Below are 14,286 nucleotides of genomic sequence, written 5' to 3' on the forward strand. Positions count from 1 at the left end.
AGACTCAGCTCGACGCTGCGCGCAGCTTCTTGAGCAGTTCGGGGGCCGCCTCGCGAAGGAACTCGTCCTGCGTCTCGCCGCCGATCTGGACGAGTGCGACGTCGGTGAAACCGGCCTCCCAGAACGGCTTCACCGCCTCCACGATCTGATCGAGATCGGGACCGCACGGGATGTTGCCTGCGACATCATCGGGTGTGACGAACTGGGTTGCGGCCGCGAAACCCGCGGTGGTCCGCAGGTCGGCGTTGACATCCCAGCCGCCGGCGAACCAGCGGAACTGGTCGTGTGCGCGGGCAATCGCCTTGTCGCGGTCGGGGTCCCAGCTGATCGGGATCTGACCGATGGCGCGTGAGCCCTGCCCGCCGACGGTCGTCGTCGAGGAATGTTCGTTCCACGACGAGACCAGGTCGGCATTCGGTTCGACGGCGATCAGATGGTCGGCGAGCGGACCGAACGTGTCGATGCCCGCATCACCGGCGATCGCCACGCCGATCGGGACCGGTTGTTCGGGCAGATCCCAGATCCGGGCCGCGTCGACCTGGAAGAACTCGCCGCGGAAGTCGACGAGTTCACCGGAGTGGAGCTTGCGGATGATCTCGATGGCCTCGGCGAGCATGTCCTGCCGATCGGCGACCGACGGCCAGCCCTCGCCCACGACGTGCTCGTTGAGGTTCTCTCCCGATCCGAGACCGAGGGTGAAGCGTCCGTCGGCGAGGATCTGCAGGGTCGCGGCCTTCTGCGCGATGATCGCCGGGTGGTAGCGGATGGTCGGGCACGTGACGTATGTCATCAGTTCGACCCGCTCGGTGGCGTGGGCGACGGCCCCGAGAACGGTCCAGGCGTACGGTGCGTGGCCCTGCGATGAAAGCCACGGGAAGTAGTGATCGCTGGACACCTCGAAGTCGAAACCGGCGCGCTCGGCGTCGACGGCGAATCGCACCAGGTCCTTCGGGCCGGCCTGTTCGGTCATCAGGGTGTAGCCGAATTGTGTTGCCATGGGTCGCTCCTCTGCGAGATCGGTCGCTTCGGTGTAGGCGTTGAGTCGTGGGTCCGATGCGTCTGGGCGCTCGAGTCGCGGGCGCGGGACGCACGGACATCCGACGGCGGGGCGCGCTTCTCGACCCCGGAAATGAGTGCACATGCCTGATCAGCAAGCCGAAAGATCGATCGACACCGTGCTTCTCGATGTCGACGGTACGCTCGTCGACTCGACGTACCTGCACGCGTCGGCGTGGATGCGGGCGTTCGCCGCCCATGACCTGACGCCACAGTGGTGGCGGGTCCACCGCGCGATCGGGATGGGCGGTGACCGCCTCGTCGGCGAGATCTGCGGCGATGACGTGGAGGATTCTCTGGGCGACACTCTGCGTGACGAGTGGGAGGAGCATTACCGGGGGATGCTTCCCGACGTCCACCCGCTGCCGGGCGCGGCGGACTTCGTCCGCGGGCTGCTCGACGCCGACTACCGGGTGGCGCTGGCGTCGTCGGGGAAGTCGGAGTTCACCGACGCAGCCCTGGAGTCCATGGGGTTGAGCCGTGCCGACTTCGCCGCGGTGACCACCTCCGACGACGCCGACTCGTCGAAGCCTGCGCCCGACATCCTCGCCGTGGCGCTCGACGACGCCGGAGGTGACCGCGCCATCGTCGTGGGAGACACGGTCTGGGATGTGGCGTCCGCCCATCGCCTTCCGGCCGAGTGCGTGGCGGTCCGCTCCGGGGGGTTCGCGGAGGGGGAGTTGCGCGATGCGGGCGCGGTGCTGGTCGTCGAACATGTCGGCGACCTCGCCGAGCGGGGTTGGCGACCCTGATCCCGACTGCGCTCGTGGGCGCGGGGTCGGTGGTGGACGCTAGGCTGGATCATTGTGCCGCGAACGTCACTGTCGGTCGTGACCGACTCCGTCACCGCGCGGGCCCCGTCGAAGGTGAATCTGCACCTGGGCGTGGGTCCGCGACGCGATGACGGGTACCACGACCTGGTCACCGTCTTCCAGGCGTTGTCGCTCCACGACGACATCAGGGTGGCGCGGGCCCATGAGACCAGCGTTCTCATCCGCGGTGAGGGAGCCGGTTCGGTTCCGGCGGACGACTCGAACCTCGCCGTCCGGGCTGCGACGGCACTGGCCGACTGGGCCGAGCGCTCGGGGACGGTCGCGATCGAGATCGACAAGACCATCCCCGTCGCCGGCGGCATGGCGGGCGGTAGCGCCGACGCAGCCGGGGCACTGGTCGCACTCGCCGCGCTCTGGAAGCTCGACATCGGACGAGACGATCTCGCCGCGATCGCAGCCGACCTGGGCAGCGATGTCCCCTTCGCCCTGCACGGCAGCACGGCGCTGGGAACCGGTCGCGGCGAGCGCCTCATGCAGGTGCTCTCGCGCGGCGAATTCCACTGGGTTCTCGCGCTCGCCCGGGTGGGCCTCTCCACCCCGGCGGTGTACCAGGAGCTGGATCGGTTGCGCGACAGCCGTTCCGGCGAAGTCGCCGCCGACGACGAGCCCGATCTCCTCCGGCGGCCCGATGCGCTGATGCAGGCGCTCGCGTCCGGCGATCCGCATGCTGTCGCGCCGTTGCTGCACAACGACCTGCAGCCGGCGGCACTCAGTCTGCAACCGACTCTGCGTCGTACGCTGCGCGCCGGGGTCGATGCGGGGGCCCTCGGTGGCATCGTGTCGGGGTCCGGGCCCACATGCGCCTTCCTGTGCGCCGACGAGACCAGCGCGGTCAACGTCGCCGCGGAGCTCTCCGGGGCCGGGGTGGCGCGCTCGGTCCGCACCGCGCACGGCCCGGCGCCCGGTGCGCGCGTCCTCGGGGCCGACGCCCGTTCCTGATCAGTACGGTTGACGGGTGCCCCGCAGAACCTCGACAACCGTCTCGATCCTTGCCTCGGTCCTGCTGTCGACTGTGATGCTGGTGGTCGGAGCGGTCGTGACGACCGCCCCCGCCGCGGCCGCTGCCCCGCAGAACGGATTCGTCTTCACGACCACCGACGTCGACAACGGTCAGCTGCCCTCCTCCGCGGGCGCGGGAACCCGACTCACCTACGCCACGCGGGATCAGAACGGGCGGCCGGCGATGTCGAGCGGCGTGTACTGGGTGCCGAAGGGCGACCCGCCCGCAGGCGGGTGGCCGGTGGTCTCCTGGGCGCATGGCACGGTCGGGCTCGCCGACGAGTGCGCACCGACCCTTCATCGGCTCGGCGACGGCGTCGAGGCGCCCGTCCGCGCGGCTCTCGCCGCGGGTTACGCCGTGACGGCGACCGACTACGCCGGACTCGGTTCGGCCGGGGAGACCGAGTACCTCGGCGGCCGTGCGGCGGCGCGGTCGGTCATCGACATGATCAGGGCGGCCCGGTCGGTGGACGAGACGCTCGGTCGGCGGTGGGTCTCGGTGGGCCATTCGCAGGGCGGGCACGCCGCATTGCACGCAGGCCGGCTCGCGCGTGAGTACGCTCCCGAGTTGCCCGTCGCCGGCATCGTCGCGATCGCGCCGGTGTCGTCGCTGGAACGGCTGTTCGGGCTCTTCGGCCCGCGAGTCCCGGGACTCGGTGCGCTCAACGTGCTGAGCGCGCCGTTCCTGTTCACCCTCGCCGGACTCGACCACGCCCATCCCGATCTCCACGTCGCCGACTCCCTGACACCCGACGGCCGGCGGTTCCTCGACCGCGCGCGGTCGCAGTGCAACGGCGACCTCGTCGAGGCGCTTCGCTCGGTGTCACCGGGATCGCTTGTGGCGGCGTCGTTCACCGCCGAGCAGGCGTTCCGCGACGCCCTGCGCGAGTACGCGGAGGTGCAGACCTCCGGTTATCCGGCGAAGGTCACCATCGCGCACGGCATCCTGGACCCGGTGTTGCCTTACCCGCTCAGCCGGTCGTTGCGATCGGACATGCGCGACGAGGGCACCGATGTCGACCTCAAGACCTACGCTCGTGCCGACCACAGCAGCGTCATCGACGAATCGTTGCCCGATGTGATGGCCGCGGTCCGGGAGTCGTTCGGCCGCTGAGGGGTCTGGGGCTGAGGGTCATGGCGCCGAGGGTTGCGGCGCCGAGGTGCGAGGCGCCGTGTCATGGTTCTCGACGGCTGTGGCCACCGCCCCGAGCGCGGAGCGGATGAGGTCGCCGTAGGAGTCCGCGGGCAATGTCGAGATGCACGCCTGCGCATCGTCGAGGTGTTGTCGGGCACCGTCGAATGAGCCGAGACGGCGGAGATCGTCGGCGAGGTTGAGATGCAGCGACGGATAGAAGCTCTCGACACGCAACCCGGGGTGGTGTTCCTGCGCCCGCTGCTCGGTGATCGCGTCGGCGGCGTCGAGTGCGCGTATGTCCCAGATCAGGGCCTGGGCGGGGTGGGTGTACATGTCGGCGAGGTGGTGGGCGAGCGTGCAGCGGTGGAGAGGATCGCCGCCGCGGATCGTCTTCCACAGTTCGAGTAGCCGAGTCCGTGCGTCGTCGACGTGTCCGTTGTGAGCCTCGGTGACAGCTGAGGTGATCGCGGTCATCGTCGGATCGTCGACGGGTGCTGCCTCGGTCATCGGTTGGTCTCCTTCTGTGTCGCGTGTTCATCCGTGTTCGGGGGAAGGCTGGGCATCGCGAGTGTGGTGAGGTCGCCGTTGTCGGCGGACCGGATCGTCACGGGTTGTCGGGGACCGCGGAGGTCGATGAGCATGTCGTTGCCGATCGCGGTGCTGACGGCCGGGTAGAGCGTGGTCATCTCGAACCAGAGCTCGACCGGGCTTCCGGTCACCACGGCGGGGAGCCCGTGACGATCACCGGCGGGTCCGCAGCACACCGTGACATCAGTTGTGTTGACGCGCAGGCAGATCGCGTCTCCGGGCTGGTGTTCGAGTGTCGTCAGCAACGCAGTCTTGGACATCTCGATGCGGGTGGAGACCGGGGCAAGGTCGGCGAGCATCGAGCGGTAGTCGGGGAAGGGATCGTCGAGTGTCCGGCAGTGCCGGACTCCACGGTCCGGGAATCGAACCCACATCCCGGTGTCGCCGACTTCGATCCGCGCCCGCGGGGTGCGCCGTAGATCGGCGAGGCAGGCACGCAAGTCGTCGCCACGGACCGTGATCGCCCACGGTGGGGCAGATTCAGAGGTGGTCGGCAGAGTGCGGGTGGACAGTCGATAACGGTTGGTGGCGGTCACGACCACTGTGCCGGAGTCGGATTCGAACCGGATGCCACCGAGAACCGCCGGGTCGGACTCGGCGCAGGTGGCGCCGAGAACCTGCTCGATGGCTGCCGCCGTCACCGGACCGTTCACCTCGACGGCCGCCGCCCCACGCGGTACACCGAGAGCATCCTTGATCGCTGCGGCGCGTCGAGAAGCCATTGCCGCAGCCTCCATCACCGTGCTCACATGCTCGTCGATGAGGCGAGCTGCTTCGTCGGGCGGCGCATCGACAACCTTCTGCACCACCGCCAGCGGTACGTCGACCTCGCGAAGTCGCCGCACCAGGATCGCCCGGTCCACCTGCTCGCCGGCATAGAAGCGGTACCCGGAGACCGGATCCACCGCTGCAGGCGTCAGCAGACCCGCGTCCGCATAGAACCGCAACGCGCTCGTTGTCAGTCCGCACCGCTGCGCGAACGATCCGATGGGCATCAACCCGGAGTTGGTCACCACCACATCTTCGGGCTTCGACCTACATGAAGGTCAACCGGAACTCAGCGACCCCGACTCGCCGGCACCGGCAGATCACTCGATGGCTTCGCCGAGCTCCATCCAGCGCTCCTCGAGTTCGGCCAGCTCGGCCTCCATGGTGCGGATGGCCTCGGTCTCTGCGGCCAGGCCCTGGTAGTCGCCCTGGTCGTGGTCGGCGAGGGCGGTTCGCGCCGTGTCGATCTTGCTGTGCAACTTGTCGATTCGACGCTCCAGCGATGCCAGCTCCTTGTTGGCCGCACGCAATTCGGCACCACTGAGCGAGGAGGTCGACGGTGTCGCGCCGGAAGCCGGGCCACCCGAGTTCGCCGGACCCGCTGCGGACGGCTTGGACTGTCCCGATCTCTTCTGCGCGGCACGCAGTTTCAGGAACTCCTCGACGCCACCCGGTAGGTGACGGAGGCCGCCGTCGAGCACGGCGAACTGCTGGTCGGTGACGCGTTCGAGGAAATACCGGTCGTGGGAGACGACGATCAGCGTGCCCGGCCAGGAGTCGAGCAGGTCCTCGAGCGCGGCGAGCATATCGGTGTCGAGGTCGTTGGTCGGCTCGTCGAGGATGAGGACGTTCGGGGCGTCGAGCAGGATGAGCAACAGCTGGAGGCGCCGCTTCTGGCCGCCGGACAGGTCACGGACCGGGGTGGACAGCTGCGCGCTGTCGAAACCGAGTCGCTCGAGCAGCTGCGAGGGTGACAGTTCCTGGGACTTGGATCCCGCGCCGAAGGTATAGGTGGTCTGGAGTTCGGCGATGACCCGGCGGACAGGGTCGTCGAGGTAGCGGTCGAGGTCGTCGAGCCGCTGCGTGAGTGTCGCGACCTTCACGGTCTTACCGCGCTTGACGCGGCCACCGGTGGGCTCGACGGTTCCGGCGATCAGGCCGAGCAGGGTGGACTTGCCCGCACCGTTGACGCCGAGGATTCCGGTCCGCTCGCCCGGTGCCAGACGCCACTCGACGCCGTCGAGGACGTCGCAATCGCCGTAGGACACCGACACATCGAGCAGGTCGACGACGTCTTTGCCCAGGCGGGCGGTGGCAAGGGACTGCAGGGCGACGGTGTCGCGCACCGGCGGGACGTCGGCGATGAGCGCGTTCGCCGCATCGATGCGGAACTTCGGCTTGGACGTTCGGGCGGGGGCACCGCGCCGCAACCAGGCCAGCTCCTTACGGGCGAGGTTCTGGCGGCGCGCCTCGATCGTCGCCGCCTGCCGGTCGCGTTCCACACGCTGCAGGATGTACGCCGCATAACCGCCCTCGAAGGGTTCGACGATCCGGTCGTGGACCTCCCACGTCACCGTGCACACCTCGTCGAGGAACCAACGGTCGTGGGTCACCACCATCAGTCCGCCGGCGTTGGCGGGCCAGCGCCGCTTCAGGTGGTCGGCGAGCCAGGTGATCGCCTCGACGTCGAGGTGGTTGGTCGGCTCATCGAGCGCGAGCACGTCGTGTTCACCGGCGAGCAGATGGGCGAGCGACACCCGGCGGCGCTGACCCCCGGACAGCGAAGCCGTCGTCGCAGTCCATTCGACGTCTCCGAGCAAGCCACCGATGACGTCGCGCACCCGGGCGTCGCCGGCCCACTCGTGTTCGGGCCGGTCGCCGACCACCGCGTGCCCGACGGTCTCGTCGTCGTCGAAGGAATCGGCCTGGTCGAGAACCCCGATGCGTACCCCGCCGCGGACGGTCACGCGTCCCGAGTCGGGTTGCTTGCGCCCGGCGAGCATCGCCATCAGGCTCGACTTGCCGTCGCCGTTGCGGCCGACGATCCCGATGCGGTCACCCTCGTTGACACCGAGCGACACCGAGTCGAAGACCTTCGTCGTCGGGTATTCCAGGCCTAGGGTTTCCGCGCCGAGTAGATGAGCCACCCCACAACGCTAGTGGGTGCCCGGCGTCAGGTCACCGCCGGATGGCTCCGTTGACCATGGCCGCGAACGCGACCGCGCCGGCCTGGTTGACGTGGAAGGGGAGCGCGATCCGGTTCGACAGCGCGCTCTCGTACCAGGGATTGACGAGGTTGCACGCATCGTGGCCCGCCGAGCGTCGGTTGGCGTCGATGAAGGTGGCGCCGACCTTGGTGGACGCGCGCCACAGCGCACCGTTGGCCCGGTTGAACACCTCACGCATCCAGCGGGCGTCGGGGTCGCTGAGCGGGACGAGCGGCCAGCAACCGGTGACGCCGATGAAGCCGCCGAGCCCGACGACGATGATCTGGGCGTTCGGCGCCTTCGCGCGGATCGCCTTCAGCGCGGGGGTTACGCGGTTCTCCATCAGGGCGATGCGTGACCGGACCTCGTTGTCCAGGTGCCGGTTGTATCGGCACCGACGATCGGTGAACGCCGGGGTCCGGCACTGGCTCAGGACCGCATTCCACCTCATGTCGTTGCCGCCGATGCTCACGGTGATCAGCTGGGCGTCACGCGGGACCAGATGCAGCTGAATCGGTTTCGTGCCGCCGCTGGTGTGTTGTGGAGTCCGGTGCAGGTGCGTCGCCTGCGCGCCCGCACACGAGGCGTCGATGAAGCGTCGCGGCATGTTGGCCCCGGCGACCAGGGTCGGGTAGTTGAATGCCGACCGTTTGCAGCCTCCGAAATAAGCGGGGGTGGGGGTGTAGAAGCTGCCCGACGCCCGCGAATCCCCGAGCGCCACGTACGTGCCACCGGTGTAGCGGCCCGGGGCCGCCTCGGCGGGTGCCGCCAGTGCTGCCACCAGCGTTGCCACGAACGCGGTGACCACGACCGCTACCAGGGCGCGCATCACGCGCCGACACTCCCGCACCAACTGATCCCCGCGCTTCCCACGTCCCGACCCTCTGCTTCGCTCAGCGAATACTAAGGCATACAGATCAGGCGTCTGCGCAGAGCGCATTCCCCGTACTGCTTCCCGGCACTGATTTCGCGCTAGACAGCCCCGGCGTTACCGCGGACGGTCCTCGATCTCGCCCGGGCAGACCTGCTGGGGAAGCCGGGGCTGCGTTTCAGCGCCGGTCGACCATGCGATCGGACGAGCGCAGAGTGCGGGACGAGAAGCGGTGAACCGACACTCGTCCCGCACCCCGTGTGAGTTACAGGCCGAGGTCTTTGGCGATGATCGTCTTCATGACCTCGCTGGTGCCGCCGTAGATGCGGGAGACGCGGGTGTCGGCGTAGAGCCGCGCGATCGGGTATTCGAGGACGTAGCCGTACCCGCCGTGCAGCTGCAGGCACTTGTCGATGACCCGGCCGGCGGTTTCGGTGGCGAACAGCTTGGCGCGGGCCGCGTCGGGGACCGTCAGCTCGCCCTCGTTGTGCAGTTCGAGAGCTCGGTCGACGATCGCGCGGATCGCCTCGACCTCGGCCGAACACTCGGCGAGCACGAACTTGGTGTTCTGGAACGCGGCCACGGGTTTGCCGAAGACGTCTCGTTCCCGCGTGTACGCGATCGCGTGCGCGACGGCCGCCGCGGCGGTGGCCGACGCACCGATCGCGATCGTGAGGCGCTCCTGGGCGAGGTTGTGGCTCAGGTACCGGAAACCCGCGCCCTCCTCACCGAGGAGGTCCTCGACCGGCACCTTCACCGAGTCGAAGGACAGTTCGGCGGTGTCGGAGGCCTTCAACCCGATCTTCTCGATCTTGCGCCCGACCGAGAATCCCTCGGATGTGGTGTCCACCACCAGGATCGACAGTCCGGCACGACGGTTCTCGGGATCGAAGGGTGTGGTCCGGGCGACGACGAGGATGCGGTCGGCGAGTGCGCCGCCGGTGATGAAGGTCTTCGCGCCGTCGAGCACATAGTGCGAACCGTCCTCGGACAGTTTTGCGGTGGTCGAGATGTTCGCGAGGTCCGAGCCGGTGCCGGGCTCGGTCATCGCGATCGCGAACATGATGTCGCCGGAACAGAATCCGGGAACCCAGCGCTCCTTCTGCTCCTGGGTTCCGTACTCCATCAGGTAGGGCAGGATCAGGTTGGAGTGCACCGAGTAGCTGCCGAAGGTGACGCCCGCCGCGGAGGTCTCCTCCGCGATCACCAGTGAGTAGGTGAAGTCGCTGACGCCACCGCCGCCGAACTCCTCCGGGGCCTCGATACCCAGGACGCCGAGATCGCCGAGACGGTTGTAGAACTCGCGCGGGGGATGCCCCTGCTTTTCCCAGTCGTGATAGACCGGCGCGACCTCCTTGGCGATGAAGTCCCGGATGGTCTTGCGGAAGGACTCATGGTCCTCGGTGAAGATGCGACGCTGCATGACGGGTCCTAACGGGGTCGGGAGCGAATGGGATCGACGGGACGGCTCACTGCGCGCGGTACTCGCGCAGCAGGCCCTTGGAGATGATCTGTTTCTGGATCTCGCTCGTGCCCTCACCGATGAGGAGGAACGGAGCGTCGCGCATGAGGCGTTCGATCTCGAACTCCTTGGAATAGCCGTAGCCGCCGTGGATTCGGAAACTCGCCTGGGTGACCTCGGCGCAGTACTCGCTGCACAGGTACTTGGCCATGCCGGCCGCGACGTCGTTGCGCTCGCCGCTGTCCTTGAGCCGAGCCGCGTTGACCATCATCAGGTGTGCGGCCTCCACCTTCGTCGCCATCTCCGCGAGCGAGAACGCGATCGCCTGGTGTTCGACGATCGGCTTGCCGAACGTCGTCCGCTGTTGCGCATACCTGACGCCGAGTTCGAATGCGCGCTGGGCGATCCCGCACGCGCGGGCGGAGACGTTGACGCGGCCGACCTCGACGCCGTCCATCATGTGCGCGAACCCGCGGCCCGGCTCGCCGCCCAGGATGTCGGACGCGGGCGCACGGTAGCCGTCGAAGATCAGCTCGGTGGTGTCGATTCCCTTGTAGCCCATCTTGTCCAGCTTGCGGGGGATCGTCACCCCGGGCAGCACCTCGCCGAAGCCGGAGGGCTTCTCCACGAGGAAGGTGGTCAGGTTCTTGTGCGGCTTCTCGTGCCCTTCCTCGGTTCGGACCAGTGCGGCGACAAGAGTCGACGACCCGCCGTTGGTCAGCCACATCTTCTGTCCGTTGATGACGTAACCGTCGTCGCCGTCGCGTTTCGCGGTGGTCCTGATCGCCGCGACATCCGAACCGAGTTCCGGCTCGGACATCGAGAACGCGCCGCGCACCTCTCCGGTCGCCATCCGGGGGAGGAATCGCTGCTTCTGTTCGTCGGTGCCGTGCTGCCTGATCATGTAGGCCACGATGAAGTGGGTGTTGATCACACCGGAGACGCTCATCCAGCCCCTGGCGAGCTCCTCGACGCACAGCGCGTAGGTCAGCAGCGATTCACCGAGCCCGCCGTACTCCTCGGGGATCATCAGACCGAAGAGGCCCATGTCGCTCATGCCGTCGACGATGGCCTGCGGATACTCATCCGCGTGCTCGAGTTCCTGCGCGTTCGGGATGATCTGTTTGTCGACGAACGAGCGGACGTTGGACAGGATCTCGGTCTGGATCTCGGTGAGGCCCAGTGTCTGCGCGAGGCGGGTCATGGCGGTGAGGTGTCTCCGAGTCTGTCGGGGCTGCGTGCGACCGCGGGCGGGCGGGCGGGCGCCTCGGCGGGATGTCCGTCTCACAGCATGCACCGCCCGGCGGCGGCGAAGTAGTCGACGTGAACTAAGGGTGCGATAGCGCGAGCCAATGAAACGAGAGGCCCCGATCGCACCATCGCTGAGCGTGCGATAGCACTCCGGGGGGGTCGCAAGCTGGGGCCGCGCGGTGAATTCCGGCTGGGTGCATGGGGCATCACCCCGCTGTACCGGCTGACAGAACAGGAACGCGGCGAGATCCGCGGTCCTGCAGCCTGGCTGACCCGAGCCGCCAGCCGAATTGCACTCGACGTGCTCAGTTGAGCCAGAGCTCGTCGCGAGAAGCAGATCGGACAGTGGCTGCCGGAACCGATCCCATCCGACCTCTTCCTCGGCACGGGAACAGCCTCAGACGCCGCTGTTGGTGTGGTGGAAGTGGTGAGCGTCGCCCCCAACGTCGTCACGGGATCCGATCGCGTTGCGCGTTTCCTCATGAGTGTCATGCAGAAACAGCCGGAGCTCGTGTTCGAGGAGCGGCGCACCGCGGACGGCTTGGGATCCGCCTTGACTCTGGGCGGACGACTTTTGGGCATTGCCAGCTTCCACGTTGAGGGGGAGCAGATCACCGACGTTTGGCTGGTGCTGGACCCTCGCAAGCTCGGCGAGTGGGTGACCCCCGATCAGATCACCGAGTGAGCCTCACGTTCACCGGGCCTGTGCCGTCAAGTACATGAGGGCATCGAGCCGCTCGCGCTGCGGGAGGTTCCTGCTGCGCTGAGAAAGGGAGTTGAAGATGAAGATTGCAGTCGCGGGTGGAACCGGCACCGTGGGACGGTACGTTGTGCAGGCGGCGCGTCGTCGCGGTCACGAGGTGGTTCTCTTGACACGCAGCAACGGCGTAGATGTTCTTCAGGGCAATGGCATCGACAAAGCCATCGCAGGGGCGGATGCGGTCGTCGATGTGCTCAACGCGACCACCCTGTCGACCAAAAAGGCGGTCGAGTTCTTCGAGTCGGCGTCGCGGCAGTTGCTGAGCGCGGAGAAACGTGCGGGAACGCCGCACCATGTGGCGTTGTCGATCGTGGGGATCGACAATATCGACACGTCGTACTACGCCGGAAAGCTCGCTCAGGAACGTCTTGTTGCCGCATCCGATGTGCCCCACACCATCGCTCGTACCGGCCAGTTCCACGAGTTCGCTGAGCAGATCGTCGCGCAGACCACCATGGGCGCGCTGACCCTGATTCCGAAAACTCTTACCCGGCCAGTTGCCGCCGAGGAGGTCGGCAAACACCTCATTGCTGTCGCCGAGAACGAACCCACTGGTCGGGCAATTGATCTGCTCGGTCCTCGGGACCAGTCCTTGGCCGACATGGTTCGCCGGATGTACGCGCACGACGGAACGCGACGCCGTGTGCTGGAGTTGCGTTTCCCTGGCGCTTACGGACGAGGTCTGGCTTCCGGCGAGCTCCGCGGCGGCACCTCGAAGACGATTGCGCGCACGACGTTTGACGAGTGGCTGCGCACCGGGCATCACGCCAAGTAGTCCGCCGGGCTCGTCTTCCTCGCGCCAACGGCGCCGAGCACGTACAGACGTGCGTCACCACCTTCTTCCCACATGGTCTACCGACGCGCGGCGTCGAGAACGGATTTTTCATGAGTAACCGCGCCCACCTTCCCGGTGATACTGCGAGCGATGACCGACGCGTTGGCGGAATCCAGTTAGCTGCTCTCATCGGCTCCGTCGTCATCGCTGCCGTCGTCGGCACATGGGCATACTTCTTCCCGGAGCAGTTTTACGATCACTTCCCGGCAGTCCTGGGGGAGTGGATCTCGCAAGACGGGCCGTACAACGAGCACCTGATCCGCGACCACGGCGCCCAGTACCTCGCACTCGGGCTGGCGAGCGTCTTCGGCCTGTTCTGGCACTCCCAGATCGGCTACCGGCTCCTCGGTATCGCATGGACCACGTTCGGGGTGCTCCACTTCCTCTATCACGTGACGCATCTCAGCCACATGTCCGTATCGGACCAGATCAGCCAGGTCATCGTTCTCGGCTTCGCTGTCCTACTTGGCGTCGGCCTCTTCATCCCGCCACGGCGCAGTCCTCGCCCTGCGTGATGGATACACCTGGCGCATCGGGCGGCGCTGGGCACCCATAGCGGCAGCTGACCTGACGGCCACGTTCTCGAGGAGTGGCAGATGCCGAAAAGAGCCTCACCTCCCACGATCATAGATCGTGGGAGGTGAGGCTCTTTGACTCGAGATCAGGTCGCGCCTGGCGGGCGGAATGGGTTAGCTCGCGAGGGGGATGTCGCGGATCGGGTACAGAGTCTTTCCCACGCGGTACTCGCCGCGAGGCACCAGCGCGTCTTCAGCGCCACGGCTTTCTACCGTGACGACGTCTCTGGGGTCGCCGGTGGCTGCGAGCGTGCCGCGGAGCAGGTCGTCCATATGGAACCGCTCGGGCCCGGCGATCTCGACTTCGCCGAGGGGGCCGCCGGACAGCGTGACCTCGACCAACAAAGCAGTGAGTTCATCGAGCTCTACCGGCTGGATCAGATCCCGCGGAGCGAGAACCTTGCCGTCCACCGTGTGCTGGTCGGCCAGCACGGGAACGTAACCCTGGAACTGCGTCGAGCGAACAATGGTGTAGGGAATCGAACCCGCCTTGAGCGCCCGCTCTTGCGCCACCTTTCCCAGGTAGTAGCCGATGTCCGACCCGTCTTCGTCGCCGACGCCCACGATGGACAGCAGGATGTGGTGCCTCGCACCTGCCTCCTCGCCGGCGGCCGTCAGCGCGCGGGTCGTACCGTCGAAGAAGCTGACCGCGCCTTCTTCGTCGAAACGATTGGTGTTGAGGACATTGATGATGGTGTCCACGCCCTCCAGAACCTCAGCCACTCTCGTGCCCTCGATGTAGTCGACCCCGTCATCCAGGCCGCCGGACACAACCTCCACGCCGCGCGACTCGAGAAGATCTGCAACCTTTGATCCGACTCGACCTCGTCCACCGGCAATGAGAACTTTCACTTCGCTAGCTCCTTCACGTGGGTGGCGTTTCCACCCTCTACATGAGTGACGACGCGAACGCTCCCAATGTGAGGTTCGATCTGCTTACCGCAGA

The 14,286-nt window shown here is 67.2% G+C and carries 14 protein-coding genes; 6 read left to right on the top strand and 8 right to left on the bottom strand.

All coding sequences use genetic code 11. The features are described 5' to 3' along the window. Nucleotides 1-4 precede the first annotated feature (4 nt). A complete protein-coding gene (locus tag ACSUZC_RS07070) occupies nt 5-997 on the bottom strand; it encodes an LLM class F420-dependent oxidoreductase (RefSeq protein WP_439032151.1) in 993 nt (330 codons plus the stop codon). Nucleotides 998-1,139: 142 nt separating this feature from the next. Here ACSUZC_RS07070 and ACSUZC_RS07075 point away from each other — a divergent pair, with 142 nt between their 5' ends. From ACSUZC_RS07075 to ACSUZC_RS07085, 3 genes are all read left to right on the top strand, one after another. Continuing rightward, the gene (locus tag ACSUZC_RS07075) at nt 1,140-1,808 is read left to right on the top strand and encodes an HAD family hydrolase (RefSeq protein WP_439032152.1); all 669 of its coding nucleotides are present in this window, start codon (nt 1,140-1,142) and stop codon (nt 1,806-1,808) included. Nucleotides 1,809-1,862: 54 nt separating this feature from the next. Continuing rightward, nucleotides 1,863-2,828, top strand: coding sequence for a 4-(cytidine 5'-diphospho)-2-C-methyl-D-erythritol kinase (locus tag ACSUZC_RS07080; protein ID WP_439032153.1), 966 nt, complete (start codon nt 1,863-1,865; stop codon nt 2,826-2,828). Between the two features lie 76 nt (nt 2,829-2,904). Then, nucleotides 2,905-4,002 (top strand): lipase family protein, encoded by a 1,098-nt coding sequence (locus tag ACSUZC_RS07085; RefSeq protein WP_439033022.1) that lies wholly within the window; start codon nt 2,905-2,907, stop codon nt 4,000-4,002. A gap of 18 nt (nt 4,003-4,020) precedes the next feature. On the opposite strand, the gene ACSUZC_RS07090 is transcribed toward ACSUZC_RS07085, so the two are convergent. The 6 genes from ACSUZC_RS07090 to ACSUZC_RS07115 form a co-directional block, all read right to left on the bottom strand. Continuing rightward, nucleotides 4,021-4,530, bottom strand: coding sequence for a hypothetical protein (locus ACSUZC_RS07090; protein WP_439032154.1), 510 nt, complete (start codon nt 4,528-4,530; stop codon nt 4,021-4,023). After that, the gene (locus tag ACSUZC_RS07095) at nt 4,527-5,624 is read right to left on the bottom strand and encodes a MerR family transcriptional regulator (protein ID WP_439032155.1); all 1,098 of its coding nucleotides are present in this window, start codon (nt 5,622-5,624) and stop codon (nt 4,527-4,529) included. The genes ACSUZC_RS07090 and ACSUZC_RS07095 overlap by 4 nt, the downstream gene beginning before the upstream one ends. A 75-nt stretch (nt 5,625-5,699) precedes the next feature. After that, nucleotides 5,700-7,526, bottom strand: coding sequence for an ABC-F family ATP-binding cassette domain-containing protein (locus tag ACSUZC_RS07100; RefSeq protein ID WP_439032156.1), 1,827 nt, complete (start codon nt 7,524-7,526; stop codon nt 5,700-5,702). A gap of 31 nt (nt 7,527-7,557) precedes the next feature. Beyond that, nucleotides 7,558-8,415, bottom strand: a complete 858-nt coding sequence (locus ACSUZC_RS07105; RefSeq protein WP_439033023.1) for an SGNH/GDSL hydrolase family protein — start codon at nt 8,413-8,415, stop codon at nt 7,558-7,560. 307 nt (nt 8,416-8,722) lie between these two features. Then, nucleotides 8,723-9,880, bottom strand: a complete 1,158-nt coding sequence (locus ACSUZC_RS07110; protein ID WP_439032157.1) for an acyl-CoA dehydrogenase family protein — start codon at nt 9,878-9,880, stop codon at nt 8,723-8,725. 46 nt (nt 9,881-9,926) lie between these two features. Further along, the gene (locus ACSUZC_RS07115) at nt 9,927-11,123 is read right to left on the bottom strand and encodes an acyl-CoA dehydrogenase family protein (protein WP_439032158.1); all 1,197 of its coding nucleotides are present in this window, start codon (nt 11,121-11,123) and stop codon (nt 9,927-9,929) included. 474 nt (nt 11,124-11,597) lie between these two features. Here ACSUZC_RS07115 and ACSUZC_RS07120 point away from each other — a divergent pair, with 474 nt between their 5' ends. The 3 genes from ACSUZC_RS07120 (at nt 11,598) to ACSUZC_RS07130 (ending at nt 13,280) form a co-directional block, all read left to right on the top strand. Beyond that, nucleotides 11,598-11,855, top strand: a complete 258-nt coding sequence (locus ACSUZC_RS07120; protein ID WP_439032159.1) for a hypothetical protein — start codon at nt 11,598-11,600, stop codon at nt 11,853-11,855. A 97-nt stretch (nt 11,856-11,952) separates the two neighbouring features. Continuing rightward, complete coding sequence (locus tag ACSUZC_RS07125; RefSeq protein WP_439032160.1) at nt 11,953-12,705, top strand: SDR family oxidoreductase; 753 nt, start codon at nt 11,953-11,955, stop codon at nt 12,703-12,705. Between the two features lie 110 nt (nt 12,706-12,815). Next, nucleotides 12,816-13,280, top strand: coding sequence for a hypothetical protein (locus tag ACSUZC_RS07130; protein WP_439032161.1), 465 nt, complete (start codon nt 12,816-12,818; stop codon nt 13,278-13,280). Nucleotides 13,281-13,454: 174 nt separating this feature from the next. Here the strand turns inward: ACSUZC_RS07130 and ACSUZC_RS07135 are convergent, their stop codons facing one another. Then, complete coding sequence (locus tag ACSUZC_RS07135; protein ID WP_388062248.1) at nt 13,455-14,192, bottom strand: SDR family oxidoreductase; 738 nt, start codon at nt 14,190-14,192, stop codon at nt 13,455-13,457. Nucleotides 14,193-14,286 lie beyond the last annotated feature (94 nt).

Origin of the sequence: Gordonia terrae, from assembly GCF_051789125.1 — a bacterium.
Taxonomy (GTDB): Bacteria; Actinomycetota; Actinomycetes; order Mycobacteriales; family Mycobacteriaceae; genus Gordonia; species Gordonia terrae_A.